This is a genomic window from Micromonospora craniellae (assembly GCF_014764405.1).
In the GTDB taxonomy this organism is placed as follows: Bacteria; Actinomycetota; Actinomycetes; order Mycobacteriales; family Micromonosporaceae; genus Micromonospora; species Micromonospora craniellae.
The window spans coordinates 613,641-630,834 of the sequence record NZ_CP061725.1 but is presented as its reverse complement, the minus strand read 5'-3'; the positions used below and the strand labels follow the sequence as shown (position 1 = coordinate 630,834).

Sequence of the window (17,194 nt, the reverse complement as noted above, 5' to 3'; positions counted from 1 at the left end):
CTCCCAGGTCAGAAACTCGATTAGTACATACATTCTAATCGACGGGTCTGACATCGCCCAGGGGAGATAAGGGGCTACTCGGACTCCACTCCGGCTTGTTTGCCGACCGCGAACCGGACCCCTCCGGCCGGTACGAACTGGCCGGCTGACACCGCAGGTCGCCGGGAAGCGGGCACCACCCGCCGTGACGCGCGCGGCGCCGTCGCCGGTGCGGGCGTCGGGGGAGCCGGCCGTGCCACCAGCAGCAGGGCCACCAGCAGCCACACCACCGTCGACACGCGGTTGACCGTGGTGGTGGGCAGCCCCAGGGATCCGACGACGACCACGACCAGCAGCCCGGCACCGAACCGCACCACGGCACGGTCGGCCCAGCGGCGGGACCGCCACCACAGCACGACCAGCATGGTGAGGATCGCGGTCTGCGCCACCACGCCGATGAGCCCGGCCATCACCAACGCCTCGACCCAGGCCGAGTCGTAGGCGATCCGCAGGCCGTCCATCCCGAAACCGATCCACGGCGAATGGGTGAACACGATCCCGGCGGCGTCGGCGAGCGTCGAGTTCTCGCCGAAGCGGCGGGCCGAGTACAGCGACAGGAGGCTGCCGGACTGCTCGCCGGGGGCGAGCCACGCGTCGAGGAGCATGCCGCCGATCGGCGAGTCGGGCCGCCGCGCCTGATGATCGAAGACGGCCAGGACGCCGGTGACGGCCAGGGCGGCCCCGACGCGGGTACGCCACGGCGAGCCCGCCCACGTCTGCCAGACGGCCACCGGCAGCCCGACCAGCAGGAAGATCTTGGACGCGGTCAGGAGTCCACCGATGGTGAGGAGCACCCCGGCGGCGGCGAGCAGGACGGGCCGGCGACGCAGCATGAACACGGCGGCGACCAGTCCGACGCTGTACATGACGCCGGCCTCGGCGGGCTGGTTGAAGATGCCCGAGTAGCGGCCCATCGTGGCGGCCCGTTCGGCGGTCGTCACCGTGCCGGTGTCGCCACTCCACCAGGCGGTCAGGACGTGGTCGTACGCGCCGGGGTCCATCAGCATCGCGTACGCCAGGATCGCGTTGGCGGCGAGGATCGTGACGAGGGTCCCGGCGGCGAAGCGCACCAGCCGCAGGCGGTCGACGTCGCCCGAGACGATCAGGTAGCCGGCGGCCAGGATGATCGCCGGCAGGAGCAGGTTGTCCAGCCCCGCCCAGAAACCGACCGTGCGCAGCCCCGTGGAGAGGTGGGCGTCGCCGACCGACGCGACGGCGGCGACCGCCGGGTAGGCGACGAGCAGGGCGGCGAGCGCCACGACCGGCGCGGGGGCGGACGGCAGGCGCCGGGCGCGGACCAGGAACGCGATACCCGCGACGGCGCAGACGGCAAGCTGCTCGGTGCGGACGCCGGACACCACGTACGGGCCGAACGACGCCGCGACGAGCAGTACGACGGCGCAGTCGGCGGCCCGTTGCCCGGGATAGATGCGTCGCCTGTGTGTTGGCATGTGAGCGTCGACCCCCACTGTCGAGATACGCCCATTTTGTCCCGACGGGCCGGTGCAGACGGCGAGCCCGGGCCGCTCGGCGCGTCACGGCGACGGCCCGCGTGGGGGACGTACTACAGTTGGCCGACGTCGATGACGCGGACCACCGCCGCCCCCGCCTCGTCGGAGGCGGCCAGGTCGACCTCGGCGCTGATGCCCCAGTCGTGGTCGCCCTCCGGGTCGTCGAGGATCTGCCGCACGCTCCAGCGGTCGCGGCCCTGCTCGATCATCAGCAGTGCGGGCCCGCGGGCGTCCGGGCCGGTGCCGATCTCCGGGTACGACTCGAAGTACCGCTCCAGCGCGTCCGCCCAGGCGTCGGCGGTCCAGCCGGACTCGGCGTCCAACTCGCCGAGGGCGTCCCAGTGTCGCAGCGCCGCCAACTCCACCCGGCGGAACAGGGCGTTGCGCACCAGCACCCGGAACGCCCGCGCGTTGCGGGTCACCGCGGCCGGACGGTCGTCCAGCGCGGCGGCGACCTCGGGTAGGTCACTCGGGTTGCGCAGCCGCTCCCACTCGTCGATCAGGCTGGAGTCGACCTGCCGGACCAACTCGCCGAGCCATTCGATCAGGTCGACCAGTTCCTCGGTCTTGGCCTCCTCGGGCACCGTCTGCCGCAGCGTCTTGTACGCGTCGGCGAGGTAGCGCAGGACCAGCCCCTCGGACCGAGTCAGCCCGTAGAACTGCACGAACTCGGTGAAGGTCATCGCCCGCTCGTACATGTCCCGGACCACGGACTTGGGGGAGAGCTGGTGGTCGGCCACCCACGGATGCCCCTGCCGGTACATCTCGTACGCGTTGTCCAGCAGCTCGGCCAGCGGCTTCGGCCAGGTCACCTCGTCGAGCAGTTCGATGCGGACCTCGTACTCGATGCCCTCGGCCTTCATCGCGGCGACCGCCTCACCACGGGCCTTGAACTGCTGCGCGGAGAGCACCTGGCGCGGGTCGTCGAGGATCGACTCGATCACCGACAGCACGTCGAGCGCGTACGACGGGGACTCGGTGTCCAGCAGCTCGATGGTGGCCAGCGCGAGCGGCGACAGCGGCTGGTTGAGCGCGAAGTCGAGCTGGAGGTCGACGGTGAGCCGGACCCGCCGCCCGGTCTCGTCCGGCTCGGGCAGTTCCTCGACCACACCACCGGCCCGCAACGCCCGGTAGATCGCGATCGCCCGGCGGATGTGCCGGCGCTGGGCCGCCGCGTCCTCGTGGTTGTCGGTCAGCAGGTGCCGCATCGCGGCGAACGCGTCACCGGGGCGGCCGATGACGTTGAGCAGCATCGAGTGGCTGACCTGGAAGCTGGAGATCAGCGGTTCCGGCTCGGCCGTCACCAGGCGGTCGAAGGTGGGCTGGCCCCATCCGATGGAGCCCTCCGGCGGCTTCTTCTTGACCACCTTGCGCCGCTTCTTCGGGTCGTCACCGGCCTTGGCGAGCGCCTTTTCGTTCTCGATCACGTGCTCGGGTGCCTGCACGACCACCCGACCGAGGGTGTCGAAGCCGGCCCGCCCGGCCCGGCCGGCGATCTGGTGGAACTCGCGCGCCTTGAGCAGCCGGGTACGCACCCCGTCGTACTTGGACAGGCCGGTGAACAGCACCGTGCGGATCGGCACGTTGATGCCGACGCCGAGGGTGTCCGTACCGCAGATGACCTTGAGCAGGCCCGCCTGGGCGAGCGTCTCCACCAGCCGGCGGTACTTGGGCAGCATGCCGGCGTGGTGCACGCCGATGCCGTGGCGGACCAGGCGGGACAGCGTCTTGCCGAAGCCGGAGGTGAACCGGAAGCCGCCGATGGCCTGGGCGATCATGTCCTTCTCGGCGCGGGTGCAGACGTTGACGCTCATCAGCGCCTGTGCGCGCTCCAGGGCGGCGGCCTGGGTAAAGTGCACGACGTACACCGGGGCCTGCTTGGTCTGCAACAGCTCCTCGAGCGTCTCGTGCATCGGCGTCATCGCGTACGAGAAGAGCAGCGGGACCGGCCGCTCGGCCGAGCGGACGACGGCGGTCGGCCGACCGGTACGCCGGGTCAGGTCGTCCACGAAGCGGGTGGTGTCGCCCAGCGTGGCCGACATCAGTACGAACTGCGCCTGCGGCAGCTCGATCAGCGGCACCTGCCAGGCCCAGCCCCGGTCGGGCTCTGCATAGAAGTGGAACTCGTCCATCACGACCTGGCCGACGTCGGCGCGGCTGCCCTCGCGCAGCGCCAGGTTGGCCAGGATCTCGGCGGTGCAGCAAATGATCGGCGCGTCGGCGTTGACGCTCGCGTCGCCGGTGAGCATCCCGACGTTCTCCGCGCCGAACACCTCGCAGAGCGCGAAGAACTTCTCCGACACCAGGGCCTTGATCGGCGCGGTGTAGAAGGTCGTGCGGTTGTCCGCCAGCGCGGCGAAGTGCGCGGCGATCGCCACCAGGCTCTTGCCGGAACCGGTCGGCGTATTCATGATCACGTTCGCGCCGGAGACGATCTCGATGACCGCCTCCTCCTGGTGGGGATAGAGGTCGAGACCGCGCTCGGACGCCCAGCCGGCGAACGCGTCGTAGAGGGTGTCGGGGTCGGCGGTCTTCGGCAGCACGGCGGTGAGTGTCATGGCCGGTCCATGGTGCCTGTCCCAGCCCCACCAACGCCAACCGGGGATGCATGTAAGGAGGGGTCCCCTGCTATACACCAGGCGTTAGAAGGGGACCCTTCCTTACACCGGAAGCCGGCGCGTCAGCGGCGGCGGTAGATCAGGTCGGCGATCGGTCGCCCCGCCCGCAGCGCCCGCCGTTCGAACCGGGTGACCGGCCGGTGGGCCGGCCGGGGCGCGACACCGTCGTACGGGTTGACCAGGCCCGGGTCGGCATCCAGCGTGACCCGCATGGCCGCCGCGTACTCCGCCCAGTCGGTCGCGCAGTGCAGCGTGCCGCCCGGGGCCAGCCGGGACCGCAGCAACGCGACGTGGGCCGGCTGGATTAGCCGCCGTTTGTGGTGCCGGGACTTCGGCCACGGATCCGGGAAGAAGGCGTGCACCGCGTCCAGCGAGTCCGGTGGCAGCAGTCGGACCAGGTCCAGCGCGTCGCCCTCGGCGATCCGGACATTGCCCAGCTCCCGTTGGTGCACCAGGTCCAGGAGGTTCGCGATTCCCGGCGTGTGCACCTCGACCGCCAGATAGTCTCGATCCGGGTCGGCGGCGGCCATTTCGGCGGTCGTGTCGCCCATGCCGGACCCGATCTCCAGAACCAGCGGTGCCCGCCGGCCGAAGAGGTCGACGGGGGCGAGCCGGTCGATGTCGGCCACCCGCAGGCCGTACACCGGCCACAGGTCCGTCAACGCCGCGGTCTGTCGGCCGCTCATCCGACCGCGACGCGGGTGGAAGGTACGGATCGCCCGCGCCGGGTGCGGCGCGGGCACGGTGGGAATCGGGTCGGTGGAGGTCACAGTGAACCGAGCCTACGCGAGCATCGCGCCGGATCGGATGTGAGGTACGACCGGGAGTGAGACCATCATCCCGTACGGCAGACCGGGTGCCCGCAGCGGCGCCCGGCGACTGCTCCGGCGCGCCGGGAGGGGGCATCGTGTCAGTGACCCGCACTCGTCGGGCGACCTCGGCCGCCGGGCCGGCACTGCTCCTCTGCGCCGCCGTACCGCTGGTCGCGGCCGTCCTCGTCGCACCGGTGCTGCAAGCCGGCCCGGCCCGGGCCGCCGGCCCGCCGGCCGTGCTCGCCGCCCCGCAACCCGGCCCGAACGTCTTCGTCGAGGTCATGCCGAGCACCGTCGAACCGGGGCACATTGTCGGCCTGCGAGCCAGCTGCCAGGACAACTCGGTCGGCGCGATCGTCGTCTCGGACGCCTTCGGCCGGGTCGCCGTGCAACCGCAACGCGGCCTGCTCTTCGGGACGGCCATGGTCAAGGACCGGGTGCTCCCCGGCAACTACCGGGTCAAGCTGGAGTGCCGGGGCGGGGAGACCGCATCCACCATGCTCCAGGTGGTACGCACGATGAAGCCGAGCCGAGGCCCGGCGACCGGCTTCGGCGGCGGTGCCGGTGGCGTCGCCGCCGACCTGCTGCTGCCCGGCGGGCTCGCGCTGACCGTCGCCGGCATGGTCGTCTGGGCCGCCGCCCGCCGTCGCGGCACGGGCGGGTGAGCCCGCCGTGCCCGCCGCTCGCGCGCCCCGACCCACCGGTTCCGGCGGTACGCCCCGCGCCGGCCGTCCGTCTCCCGCCGCCGGTGCCCCACGTAGCCGTCCGCTGGGCAACCCGCCCCGCCCCGCCCTCTTCGTATCATCCCGTCCCGACCTCTTCGTGCCCGATCCGCCGCGTCCCGGCCCCCGCCCACCTGCGGCCGTCTCGCCGGGCACATCTCACCCGTCCGTGGCCGCCTCACCGGGCACACCCCGCGCGCCGCGTCCCTGGGCACATCTACCCGTCGCCACCCCGCCTCCCGGGCCGGGTCAGCCCCCATCCGGACCGGCTGCGCCCGGACGGCGGTACTCGACCGACCTGGACGGGCCGATCCCGCCGGACGTGGAGGGCCGCGCCCCGATCGGCGCTGGCGCCCGGGTCCGGGCCCGCCGCGCGGAACGGGTCGAGCGGTCCGGTCGCCGCCCGTGGTCGATGCCGCTGGCCGTGGTGCTGGTGCTGGCCGGCGTCTTCGCCACCGGCGCCGGTCTGGGGCGTACCGCCGGTTCCCCGCTGAGCTGGGCCGCGACCGGTGGCGAGCAGACGTCGACCACCGCGCCCGCCGCGCGTACCGCGGCCCGACCGGTGAGCCTGTCGGTGCCCTCGATCGAGGTCTCCGCCCCGGTGAAGCCGGTCGGCGACGCACCGGACGGCACGATCGGGGTGCCGCCGTTGAGCCGACACGAGGAGACCGGCTGGTACGACCGGGGACCGGTCCCCGGCGATCCCGGCCCGGCGGTGATCGTCGGGCACGTGGACACCAAGAGCGGCCCGTCGGTCTTCTACGACCTGGGCAGGCTCCGGGTGGGCGACACGATCGAGGTGACCCGCGAGGACCGTTCGGTGGCGGTGTTCACCGTGGACTCCGTCGAGCACTTCCCCAAGGACCAGTTGCCGGCAGACCGTGTCTACGGGCACGACGGCCCACCGACCCTGCGGCTGATCACCTGTGGCGGCCAGTGGCTCGGCGGCCGGGACGGCTACGCCGACAACGTCATCGCCTTCGCCAACCTCACCACCACCCGCCCCGCCTGACCTGAAGTCCTCGGCACCGGTCCTCGGCACCGGTCTGAGGGGTGGATCGGCTCAGGGAACCTGCTGGACGACCTCGAACTCCAGGAGGGTGGCGCCGGAGGCGACCGGGGGACGCTGCTCGCCGCCGGGCGGGGCGGCGTGTGCGGCGCGGGCGGGCCCATTGGCCCAGTCCTGGTACGCCTGCTCGGTCTCCCAGCGGGTGTAGACGAAGTAGCGGCTCTCGCCGGCCACCGGCCGCAGCAGCTCGAAGCCGAGGAAACCGGGGGAGCCCTCCACCGCGCGGGCGCGAGCGGCGAACCGCTTCTCCAACTCCTCGCCGGCGCCGGGCGGGACGTCGATCGCGTTGATCTTCACAACTGCCATGTCTCCACCCTAGACCTGGATGAGCGAAACAGAGCTTGGTACGTCGATGCCCCGCGAGGGGCCGTTTCGTACCAAGATCGCGGAAGGGGCGGGGGTACTCAGAAGGACTCCACCGACGGTACGAGCTCGACGTCGACCACGATCGGTGCGTGATCGGACGGGCCCTTGCCCTTGCGGGCCTCCCGGTCCACGTACGCGGAGCGGACCGCGCGGGCCACCGGCGCCGAGGCGTACACCAGGTCGATCCGCATGCCCTTGTTCTGGTGGAACATCCCGGCCCGGTAGTCCCAGTAGGTGTACGGGTGCGGCCCCTTCATCGGGGTGGGCAGCACGTCGGTGAGACCGAGGTCGCGGAGTGCCGCCAGGGCGGCCCGCTCGGCGGGCGTGACATGGGTGGAGGTCACGAACAGCGCAGGGTCCCACACGTCGTCGTCGGTCGGGGCCACGTTGAAGTCGCCGCAGACCGCGAGGGCCGGCCCGCCGGTGAGTTCTGCGTCCAGCGCGTCCCGCAGCGCCGCCAGCCAGGCCAGCTTGTACGCGTAGTGCGGGTCCTCGGGGGTGCGGCCGTTCGGCACGTACACCGACCAGACCCGCAGCCCGTCGCAGGTGGCCGCGATCGCGCGGGCCTCCGGCTCGGGGAACCCGGGTTCACCGGGGAACCCGACCGTGACGTCGGCCAAACCGACCCGGGACAGCACGGCCACGCCGTTCCACCGGCCGTCGCTGTGGCTGGCCACGGTATAGCCCAGCTCGCCGACCTCGGCCACCGGGAACGCGCCGTCGGGGCACTTGGTCTCCTGGAGGCAGACCACGTCCGGCCCGGTGCCGGCCAGCCAGTCCAGCAGCCGGGGCAGGCGGGCCTTCACCGAGTTGACGTTCCAGGTGGCCAGGCGCATGGTGCCAGCCTGCCGTATCCGGGCCCGGTCCGCCGGGCGGCGCACGAGCCCGGCGGCTCCCGGCTCCCGGCGGCTCCCGGCGGGCGCGGCGGTTCGCGGCGGGCGAAGTGTTAGGAGGGGACCCCTGCTATGCACGAGGCGTTAGCAAGGGGCCCTTCCTTGCACGTGACCCGGGTGCCGTCACGCCTCGGGCGGGCGAGTCTGCTCGGCGAGGAAGCGTTCCAGTTCGGCGCCGAGTTCCTCCGCCGTGGGCAGCGGGCCGTTCTCGGCGGCGAGCAGGTTCCGCTCGCCCTTGCCTCGGGCGAACGCGTCGTACTGTTCCTCCAGCGCCTGCACCAGCGCACTGGCCTCGTCGTTCTGCGCGACCTGCCGGTCGATCTCGACCCGGACCACCTCGGCGGCCGAGTGCAGCCCGTCGCGGGGCAGCAGCAGCCCGGTGCTGCGCGACACCGACGCCAGCAGCACCTCGGCGGCGGCCGGGTACTCGGCCTGCGCCACGTAGTGCGGCACGTGGGCGGCGAAGCCCAGCGCATCGCGGCCCGCCTCGCCGAGGCGGAACTCCAGCAGGTGACCCACGCTGCCGGGGACCTGCACCTGTTGCAGCCACGGCTCGTAGCCGGCGATCAGGTCACGCCGGGTGGCGTGCGCGGTCACGCCGGTCGGGCGGGTGTGCGGCACCGCCATCGGGATCGCGTTCAACCCGACGGTGAGCCGGACGTCCAGCCGCTCGGCGAGGCCCGCCACGGCGGCCACGAACCGCTCCCACTGCAGATCCGGCTCGGGGCCGGTGAGCAGGAGGAACGGAGTCTCGTCGTCGTCGCTCAGCAGGTGCAGCTCCAACGCCGGGGCGTCGTAGCTCTCCCAGTGGTCCTCGACGAAGGTCATCACCGGGCGACGGGAGCGGTAGTCGAACAACTGGTCGAGGTCGAACCGGGCGATCGGGCGGGCGTCCAGCGATGTGAGCAGCTGTTCGCGGGCCAGCCGGCTGGCGTTGCCGGCGTCGACGAAGCCGGTGAGGGCCTGGATCAGGACCGGTTGACCGAGTTCGGGCAGATCGTCGGTGAGTTCGTAGAGCTCGTGTGGGTCGAGCACCGGTGCGGCCTCCCTGGTTGCGCGTCACGGGTCGCCGGGTTGACGGCGTCCCGATCGCCAGAACGTACCCGTCATCCTGATGCATTCCTGTTGCGGCGGGCCGTTCGGCCCGGCATCGGTGTAGCAACAACCGACCGGGGTACCGCGTTGCCGCCGCGGGGTACACATGGAGGGAAGCACCCGAAGGGAGAGCGATGAGCGATTCCGTCCCCGCCGACGGCCAGCCCGTCACCCCGGCGCCGGCCGGGCCGGCGTCCGAGGGCGAGGCCGTCGAGGCCCCGCCGGCCAGACTCTGGGACCGGATGCGTCAGGATCCGCAGTACGCGCCGGAGCACCTGGCGATGGAGGCGGTGCGCCGGCTCGGGCCAGAGGCGGCGCGGTGGGCCCGGCAGGTCCGCGCCGACCACCCGCGCGCCACCGAGGAGGCCATCGCGGAGCAGGCGGTACGCCGGTTCGTCAACCGGGCGCGGCTCTCCGGTGCCGTCTCCGGTGCCGCCGGACTGCCCGGCGCGGTGATCGACGTGGGGGTGCTGGCCTGGACCCAGGCCCGGATGGTGCTGCACATCGCTGCCGCGTACGGGGTGGACCCGACACATCCCGACCGCGCCGCCGACCTGCTGGTGCTGCAGAAGGTGCACAAGGTGGCGGCGAGTGCCCGACTGGCGCTGGGGGTGGCGGCCGGGCGGGAGCGGGCCGGCGCGTTGTTCGGCGGCGGTGGCGGGCAGCAGGCGCTGGGCCGGGTGATGCTGCGGCTGGGCGTACGGCTCGCCCAGATGGCCGGCGTACGCGCCGCGAAGCGACTCTTCGCCAAGGTGGTGCCCGGCGCCGCGATCGTGCTCGGCACCTGGGCCAACTCCTCGGCCACCAAGGGGCTGGCCGAACGCTCCCGGGCCATGTACCGCCGACCGGAGGGCCCGCCCATCCCGGCGCCCCGCATCTCTCCGGAGTAGACGGAGGGACCGGAGCCGTCGGCGCGTCAGTCCGCGTAGCCGGCGGAGCGCCAGGTCACCTCGGCGAGGCGGGACTGGCCGGCGGTGTTGGGGTGGAAGTAGTCCAACCCGTTGACCAGCTTCAGGTCGAAGCGCACCCGGTGCACCGCCCCGCCGTCGTGGCGGCACCGGGAGCCGTACGCCCGGCAGGCCGCGCGAAGTTGGCTGTTGTACGCGTTGATCCGCTCCCGGAACTCCGCCCGGCGGGCCCGGTCGGCGGGGGCGTCCGAGGTCGCGTCGGCCAGCAGTGCCGGGCAGACACCGCGTCGCCAGGCCCGGGCCGCCCGCGAGTCGTCGTGCCCGACCTCCCAGAGCCGGTACAGGTCCGGAATGCTGACCACCAGCACCCGTGCCTTCGGGCGGCCCTCGCGCAGCACCCGCAGCCCCCGGTCGATCTCGGCCCGGAACTCCTTCACCGGGGTCATCGCGTCGATCGTGCCCCGGCAGGCGTCGTTGGCGCCGATCAGCACGGTCACGTAGTCGGCGCGGTCGCGTACCGCCCGCTCGGCCTGCCCGGCCAGCGCGGCGGCCCGCGCGCCCGGACGGGCGTGGTTGTGGGCGTTGCCGCGCAGCCTGGGGTTGCGGTCCACCAGTCGGTGGTAGTGGCTGTCCACCCGCAGGCCGTCCCCGGTGGACCAGGAGTTGCGCTCGCACGAGGTCAGGACCAGGCAGGAGCCGAAGCCGGTGGTGATCGAGTCGCCGAGTGCCGCGACAACCTTGGGCGAGCCGGGCCGGGGTGTGCCACCGTCGCTGGGCCGTGGTGTCGGTTCCGCGCCGGCCTCGCAGGCGAGCGCGACCAGTGCGAGCAGGCTGACCACGGCGGTGGTCCAGCGTTTAGGCATGAGTTCCCCAGCCTCACAGCACACAGCAACAGCATGGTGACTCTACGCGTGGCGTGGGCGGTGCTCCCGTGCTGGTGTCGGAGATGCGGCAGATGCCTGCGGTGGCCCGAAGCTACGTGCTATGCGCTACGGGACCCGGTGGCCGTGCAGCCCGGCCGTCGCGGGCCGTCGATGTCACGCAACGCACCACCGGAACCAGCGACGACGGTTAGCGTCGGCCCGGCCGGGTAGGTGGGGACGATGACCCGATCACAGCCCCGACGTGCCCGAGGCACGGTCGGCCACGCGTACAGCGCGCTCAACCTGAGGCTCGTGCTGGCCGGCTTCGGGCTCGTCAGCATGGTCGTCTTCGCGGTGCTGGCGTTCCGTGCCGACGTGGCCTGGTTGGGTGTGGTCTGCGTCGTCTTCGCGGTGATCGCCGTCGTCGACCTGGCCGTCATCCAACGTCGTCGTGCCGCCCGCCGTCGCGAGGAACCCGGTGTACGGCACTCGCTCTTCGAGTGACGGGAGAAGTCCTGATGTCCATCGCCACCACCGACCCCCGGACCGGACAGGTGCTCAAGACGTACGAGGCGATGTCCGACGCGCAGGTCGACGCGGCGATCGAGCGGACCGATCTGGCGTACCGGGACCTGCGGTCGACCTCGATCGCGCAGCGCGGTCGGTGGCTGGAGGCGGCGGCGGACCTGCTGGACGCGGAGCGGGACGAGATCGCCCGGCTGATGACCACCGAGATGGGCAAGACCTTCGCCGCGTCAAAGGCCGAGGTGACCAAGTGTGCCGCCGCCTGCCGGTTCTACGCCCGGCACGCCGCCGAGTTCCTGGCCGACCGCCCGGCCGACGCGTCGGCGGTCTCCGCGACCCGGGCGTTCGTCCGCTACCAGCCGATCGGGCCGGTGTTGGCGGTGATGCCGTGGAACTTCCCGCTCTGGCAGGTCGTCCGGTTCGCCGCACCGGCGTTGATGGCCGGCAACACCGGGTTGCTCAAACACGCCTCCAACGTGCCGCAGACCGCGCTGCTGTTGGAGAACGTGTTCCGCCGGGCCGGCTTCCCCGAGGGGGCCTTCACCACGCTGCTGGTCGGCTCCGACGCCGTCAACCGGATCCTGAGCGACCCCCGGGTGCGGGCCGCCACGCTCACCGGCAGCGAGCCCGCTGGCCGCTCGATCGCCCAGATCGCCGGTCGGGAACTCAAGAAGACCGTGCTGGAACTGGGCGGCAGCGACCCCTTCGTGGTGATGCCCTCGGCCGACGTGGAACTCGCCGCCGAGGTGGCCACCACCGCCCGCTGCCAGAACAACGGCCAGTCCTGCATCGCGGCCAAGCGGTTCATCGTGCACGCCGACGTGTACGACGTGTTCGCCGAGGCGTTCGCGCACCGGATGTCGGCGTTGCGGGTCGGTGACCCGATGGACGGCGACACCGACGTCGGCCCGCTCGCCTCCGAGCGGGGTCGCGACGAGGTCGACGCCCAGGTACGCGACGCTGTCGACAAGGGAGCCACCGTGCTCTGCGGCGGTGAGAAGCCGACCGGTGACGGCTGGTTCTATCCGCCGACCGTGGTCACCGACCTGCGGCCGGACATGCGGATGTGGAGCGAGGAGGTGTTCGGGCCGGTCGCCGGGCTGTACCGGGTCTCGTCGTACGACGAGGCGATCGAGGTGGCCAACGGCACCTCGTACGGGCTCGGCTCGAACGCCTGGACGCGTGACGCGCAGGAGCAGGAGCGCTTCGCCACCGACCTGGACGCGGGGGCCGTCTTCGTCAACGGCATGACCACCTCGTACCCGGAGCTGCCCTTCGGTGGGGTGAAGAACTCCGGCTACGGCCGGGAGTTGTCGGCGCAGGGCATGCACGAGTTCTGCAACGTCAAGACCGTCTGGGTCGGCGAGGGCGCGGCCACCGCCGGTGCCGGCGCGCACGCCGAGTAGCCGGCACCGCCGGTGTGCCCCGGGTGTAAGGAGGGGGCCCTTCCTATACACCAGGCGTTAGCAGGGGACCCCTGCTTACATCCGGCCCGGCGTGGGTAGGGAACGCCGGCATGACGGCGATCGGCTTCCACGCCTCTCACGAGCAGATCCACCCGCGCGCGCTGCTGGAAGCGGTGATCCACGCCGAGCGGGTCGGCTTCGACGCGGCTATGTGCTCCGACCACTTCGCGCCGTGGAGCGAGCGCCAGGGCCACTCCGGATACGCCTGGTCCTGGCTCGGCTCCGCGCTCCAGGCCACCGACCTGTCCTTCGGGGTCGTCAACGCGCCCGGGCAGCGCTACCACCCGGCGATCATCGCCCAGGCGATCGGCACCCTCGGTGCGATGTACCCGGGGAGGTTCTGGGCCGCCCTCGGCTCCGGTGAGGCCGCCAACGAGCACATCACCGGCGAGGTCTGGCCGCGCAAGGACGTCCGCAACGCCCGGCTGCGTGAGTGCGTCGACGTCATCCGCGCGCTGCTCGCCGGTGAGGAGGTCAGCCACGACGGCCTGGTACGCGTGGACCGGGCTCGACTGTGGAGCCGCCCCGAGCAACCGCCGGCCCTGGTCGGCGCGGCGGTCAGCGTCGAGACCGCGCGCTGGTGCGCCGAGTGGGCGGACGGCCTGATCACCGTCAACGCGCCGGTCGAGCACCTGCGCCGGATGATCGAGGCGTACCGGGAGGCCGGCGGGCGCGGGCCGGTGCATCTCCAGGTGCACCTGAGTTGGGCGCCCGACCAGGCCGACGCCGAGGCGCTCGCGTACGACCAGTGGCGCAGCAACGTCTTCGCCCCGCCGGTCTGCTGGGACCTGGACACCCCGGAACACTTCGACGTGGTCTCCGCCGAGGTGCCGATGAGCCGCCTCGCCGAGGTGGTCAACATCTCCGCCGACCTGGGCCGGCACGTGGGCTGGTTGGAGGAGTACATCGACCTCGGCTTCGACCAGATCGCGCTGCACCACGTCGGGCAGGAGCAGCGGCCGTTCCTGGACGCGTTCGGCGATCGGGTGCTGCCGAAGCTCCGCGGCCAGGCCGGCTGATCCACTCCGGCCCCGATCGAGGGCGAGCCGCAGGGCGGCGGGGACGACTCAGTCGAGACGGCGGGTCAGCACCTGCCCCGGCCACTGTGCGCCGTCCGGTCGGGGCACCGTGAACGGGTCGGTGGCGGTGAAGCCCTGCCGTTCGTACCAGCGCACCAGCGCGCCGTCGTCGCCCGCGTAACAGTCCACCCGCAGCAGCCCGACACCGCGTTCCCGGGCCAGCTCGGCGGCGTGCGCCAGCAACCGGCCACCGATCCCGGCCCCGGCGTACGCCCGGTCGGTGACCAGCAGGTTCACCTACAGCTCGGGCTCGGTGGCGGGTGGCACGTACTCGGTGGCGCCGCCCACCACCAGTGCGCCGACCGGCTGTCCCGCCACCCCGCCCCGCCGCACCACGATCTCCGTCATACCGGCCATGCTGCCACGCGACGATCAAGAAGTTCGGGCCCCGATCCAGCGTGGACCGGGACCCAAACTTCTTGATCAACTGAGGAAGGGTGGGGGCCGGGTGGTGGGGTGGGGTGGGGCGGTCGCCGACGGCCCCCCACCCGGGGTTCAGGAGACGGTGCAGGGTGAGCCGTTGACGGTGACCAGGGCGGGGTTGGGGTTGGCCCCGGGGCCGGTGGTGGCGTTGAAGCCGAAGGTCACCGTGGCGCCCGGGTTGATCCGGGCGTTGTACGACTCGTTCCTGGCGGTCACCGTGGCGCCGGCCTGCGTCACGTTCGCCATCCAGGCTTCCCGGACCTTGGCGTCACCGGTGAAGGCGAAGCGGGCGGTCCAGCCGTGCACCGCGCTGGTGCCGGTGTTGCGGATGGCCACCTGGGCGGTGAAGCCGGTGCCGCCCTGCCAGAAGCCGTAGTTGGTGTAGGACACCGAGCAGGTGGGCGCCGGCACGGCCGAGGCGTCCCCCTGGTCGGCCAGGAACGAGGAGATCCAGGTCAGCGCCGAGTTCCAGTTGATGGCGACCTCGTTGGTGGAGTACGAGGCGATGTCGTCGACGAAGCAGAACATCGGCGCGCAACCGGCCAGCAGTTGCTCCACGAATGGGTCCTGAAGGGCGGCGTTCGGGCCGCCGGCCAGCGAGCCGGCCGGTGGCTTGGGCATGGACGGGTCGAGCTGGTGGCCGAAGATGCGGCTGTGCTGGTTCTCCGCCGCGTGCTCACCCCACCCGGTCACGTACGAGATGTTCAGCGCGTTGCGGCCGAAGATGTAGTCCATCGCCTGCACCGCCCCGTCCCGGTACTTTGCCTCGCGGGTCAGGTCGAACGCGGTGGCCAGCACGATCGCGTTGTTGATCACGTTGCTGTTGCCGCCCCAGAAGTAGCTGCCGGCGTCACCGGGCATGGGCAGCCCGTACGCCTGCCGCTGGATCTCGGCGAGGTACCCGTCGGCGGCGGTGGTGACCGAGGCGCGGGCCCGGGCCAGGTCGGCGGCGGGCAGCCCGTTCGGCACGGTGGCCAGGTCGAGGCGGCCCAGCGCGGCGACGCTCTGCCAGCCGAAGCCCCGGTCGTCGAAGACGTCGCCGGTGTGGTGCGGCGACGCGGTCAGGTCGGTCAGGTACGCCCGCTCGCCGGTGGTCAGGTACAGCTCCACGGCGGCCCAGTAGAACTCGTCGGTGACGTCGCTGTCGTCGTACGGTCCGCCGCCGACGCTGTCCGCCGGGCTGGCGTACCGGGTCGGGTTGGCCTTGGCCGCCGCGTACGCGGTCCTGGCCGCGTTGCCGCAGCGCGTGGCGAACGCGGCGTCGTAGGGGGCGAACAGCCGGGCGCACTGCGCGGCCACGGCGGCCAGGTTGAGCGTGGCGGCGGTGGACGGCGGGTGCAGCTCGCGCGGCTCCGGGTCGTCCTCGGGCTGCAACGGCAGGCCGGTCCAGGTCCGGTCGTGGATCTTGTGGTGGGCCATCCCGGCCAGCGGCTTGCCGGCCGGCACCTGCATCCGCAGCAGGAACTCCAGCTCCCAGCGGGCCTCGTCGAGGATGTCGGGCACCCCGTTGTCGCGCTCGGGCAGCCGCAGCGTGCCGTCACCGAGGGCGGCGCCGAATCCGGCGGTGGCGGCGTTCTTGGTCCGCTCGAAGGTACTCAGCAGCTGGTAGGTGGCTATGCCGCCGTTCACGACGTACTTGCCGTGGTCGCCGGCGTCGTACCAGCCGCCGCGCACGTCGAGCCGGTAGTCGCAGACACCGGCCTGGCAGGGCACGTCGGTGTCGCCCTGGTTCGGTGCGATGCCCAGGTGACCGGCGGGGCGGGCGTACTCCTCGCCGACCAGGTCGCCGTCGATGGCGATGCCGCTGCGCTGGATGTAGAAGAACTGCAACGCGTCGGAGCGCAGCTGCTCGTAGAGCGCGCCGGAGATGTCGAACGGGTGGCTCGCCTCGCCGTCCACGGCGAGCGTCAGGCCCTGCCCGGGGGTGCGGTACCCGGAGAAGTCGACGGAGTGCACGTTCTGCGCCGACGCCGGGTCGACGCCGCGCGGGGTGGTGGTGCCGCTGGCGACCACGGTGCCGGAGGCGGCGCGTAGCTGCCAGGGCAGGGCCTCGGTGGCGTCGGTGACGACGGTGGCGTTCTTCGGGCCGCCGGGCAGGTAGCCGACCTGGTTGACGCGGACCCGGGGGCCGGTGTCCGGCACGTACGGCTCGGGCGGGTTGCCGCCGCGCAGCGAGACGTTGTCCAGGCAGACGGTCTGCTCCTCGGCGGCGCCGCCGACCTGGAAGATGAGCTGGGCGCGGTCGTCGTCCTCGGGTGCCACGAAGGTCCGTTCGATCCGCTGTTGGGTGGGGGTGGCGGCGGCGGTCACGGAGTAGTAGCCGGTGTAGGGGGCGTTGCCCAGCTGCAGCACGGCGGTGACGGCGTTGCCGGGGGTGGCGGTGACGTCGAAGCCGAGGGTGTACTCGGCACCGGCGACCAGTGCCACCGAGTCCTGGCCGATGCCGGCGTCCCAGGGGTTGGCCAGTCCGCCGGAGACGGTGGCGCAGAGCTGGCCGTCCGTCACCCCGAGCGGGCCGGTGCCGTAGGAGAACCACGGCGACACGCCGGAGCTGAAATCGCCGTTGGTGATCTGTTCGGGGGCCTCGGCCGGGGGATCGGCGTGGGCCGTGCCGGCGCTCGCGCCGGCCAGCGCCACGGTGGTAGCTGCGGCGAGCACCGCGAGGCGACGTCGGGATGGCGTCACGGAGATTCCTTCCGACGAACGGGACGGAATGGTGGTGGGCGGGTGTGTAACAGTTGGGAGCGCTCCCAGGTATCGGGCATGTTTCCAGGGCGGGCGGACGCTGTCAATCGATCCTGCCCG

15 protein-coding genes are annotated in these 17,194 nt (G+C 72.3%); 6 read left to right on the top strand and 9 right to left on the bottom strand.

Annotated elements, in window-relative coordinates; genetic code table 11:
• Nucleotides 1-74: 74 nt before the first annotated feature.
• From ID554_RS02915 to trmB, 3 genes are all read right to left on the bottom strand, one after another.
• Entirely contained in the window at nucleotides 75-1,490 is a 1,416-nt protein-coding gene (locus ID554_RS02915; RefSeq protein ID WP_117227483.1) for a hypothetical protein, read from the bottom strand.
• A 113-nt stretch (nucleotides 1,491-1,603) separates the two neighbouring features.
• On the bottom strand, nucleotides 1,604-4,108 hold the full coding sequence (locus tag ID554_RS02910) for a DEAD/DEAH box helicase (protein WP_117227482.1): 2,505 nt from the start codon (nucleotides 4,106-4,108) through the stop codon (nucleotides 1,604-1,606).
• Nucleotides 4,109-4,230: 122 nt separating this feature from the next.
• Entirely contained in the window at nucleotides 4,231-4,938 is a 708-nt protein-coding gene (trmB, locus tag ID554_RS02905) for a tRNA (guanosine(46)-N7)-methyltransferase TrmB (RefSeq protein ID WP_117227481.1), read from the bottom strand.
• Between the two features lie 134 nt (nucleotides 4,939-5,072).
• On the opposite strand from trmB, the gene ID554_RS02900 reads away from it, so the two are divergent.
• Both ID554_RS02900 and ID554_RS02895 read left to right on the top strand, forming a co-directional pair.
• Nucleotides 5,073-5,645: a hypothetical protein gene (locus tag ID554_RS02900; protein WP_396888531.1), complete on the top strand. Its 573-nt coding sequence runs from the start codon at nucleotides 5,073-5,075 to the stop codon at nucleotides 5,643-5,645.
• Nucleotides 5,646-6,042: 397 nt separating this feature from the next.
• The gene (locus ID554_RS02895) at nucleotides 6,043-6,714 is read left to right on the top strand and encodes a class F sortase (protein ID WP_396888530.1); all 672 of its coding nucleotides are present in this window, start codon (nucleotides 6,043-6,045) and stop codon (nucleotides 6,712-6,714) included.
• A gap of 51 nt (nucleotides 6,715-6,765) precedes the next feature.
• Here the strand turns inward: ID554_RS02895 and ID554_RS02890 are convergent, their stop codons facing one another.
• The 3 genes from ID554_RS02890 to ID554_RS02880 all read right to left on the bottom strand — a co-directional run bounded on the left by ID554_RS02890 (nucleotide 6,766) and on the right by ID554_RS02880 (nucleotide 9,065).
• Nucleotides 6,766-7,077, bottom strand: coding sequence for an antibiotic biosynthesis monooxygenase family protein (locus ID554_RS02890; protein WP_117227479.1), 312 nt, complete (start codon nucleotides 7,075-7,077; stop codon nucleotides 6,766-6,768).
• A gap of 98 nt (nucleotides 7,078-7,175) precedes the next feature.
• The gene (locus ID554_RS02885; protein ID WP_117227478.1) at nucleotides 7,176-7,973 is read right to left on the bottom strand and encodes an exodeoxyribonuclease III; all 798 of its coding nucleotides are present in this window, start codon (nucleotides 7,971-7,973) and stop codon (nucleotides 7,176-7,178) included.
• Between the two features lie 180 nt (nucleotides 7,974-8,153).
• On the bottom strand, nucleotides 8,154-9,065 hold the full coding sequence (locus ID554_RS02880; RefSeq protein WP_117227477.1) for a proteasome assembly chaperone family protein: 912 nt from the start codon (nucleotides 9,063-9,065) through the stop codon (nucleotides 8,154-8,156).
• A gap of 194 nt (nucleotides 9,066-9,259) precedes the next feature.
• On the opposite strand from ID554_RS02880, the gene ID554_RS02875 reads away from it, so the two are divergent.
• The gene (locus ID554_RS02875; RefSeq protein WP_117227476.1) at nucleotides 9,260-10,015 is read left to right on the top strand and encodes an EcsC family protein; all 756 of its coding nucleotides are present in this window, start codon (nucleotides 9,260-9,262) and stop codon (nucleotides 10,013-10,015) included.
• 26 nt (nucleotides 10,016-10,041) lie between these two features.
• Here ID554_RS02875 and ID554_RS02870 read toward each other — a convergent pair whose 3' ends face one another.
• Entirely contained in the window at nucleotides 10,042-10,896 is an 855-nt protein-coding gene (locus tag ID554_RS02870; RefSeq protein WP_117227475.1) for a GDSL-type esterase/lipase family protein, read from the bottom strand.
• Between the two features lie 240 nt (nucleotides 10,897-11,136).
• Between ID554_RS02870 and ID554_RS02865 the strand changes: the two genes are divergently transcribed.
• The 3 genes from ID554_RS02865 (at nucleotide 11,137) to ID554_RS02855 (ending at nucleotide 13,906) form a co-directional block, all read left to right on the top strand.
• A complete protein-coding gene (locus ID554_RS02865; protein ID WP_117227474.1) occupies nucleotides 11,137-11,400 on the top strand; it encodes a DUF6343 family protein in 264 nt (87 codons plus the stop codon).
• Nucleotides 11,401-11,414: 14 nt separating this feature from the next.
• Nucleotides 11,415-12,827, top strand: coding sequence for an NADP-dependent succinic semialdehyde dehydrogenase (locus ID554_RS02860; RefSeq protein WP_117227473.1), 1,413 nt, complete (start codon nucleotides 11,415-11,417; stop codon nucleotides 12,825-12,827).
• A gap of 110 nt (nucleotides 12,828-12,937) precedes the next feature.
• Entirely contained in the window at nucleotides 12,938-13,906 is a 969-nt protein-coding gene (locus ID554_RS02855) for a TIGR03885 family FMN-dependent LLM class oxidoreductase (RefSeq protein ID WP_117227472.1), read from the top strand.
• Nucleotides 13,907-13,954: 48 nt separating this feature from the next.
• Here the strand turns inward: ID554_RS02855 and ID554_RS02850 are convergent, their stop codons facing one another.
• The gene (locus ID554_RS02850; protein WP_223884415.1) at nucleotides 13,955-14,203 is read right to left on the bottom strand and encodes a GNAT family N-acetyltransferase; all 249 of its coding nucleotides are present in this window, start codon (nucleotides 14,201-14,203) and stop codon (nucleotides 13,955-13,957) included.
• A 258-nt stretch (nucleotides 14,204-14,461) separates the two neighbouring features.
• Complete coding sequence (locus tag ID554_RS02845; protein WP_117227471.1) at nucleotides 14,462-17,074, bottom strand: glycoside hydrolase family 9 protein; 2,613 nt, start codon at nucleotides 17,072-17,074, stop codon at nucleotides 14,462-14,464.
• Nucleotides 17,075-17,194: the final 120 nt, after the last annotated feature.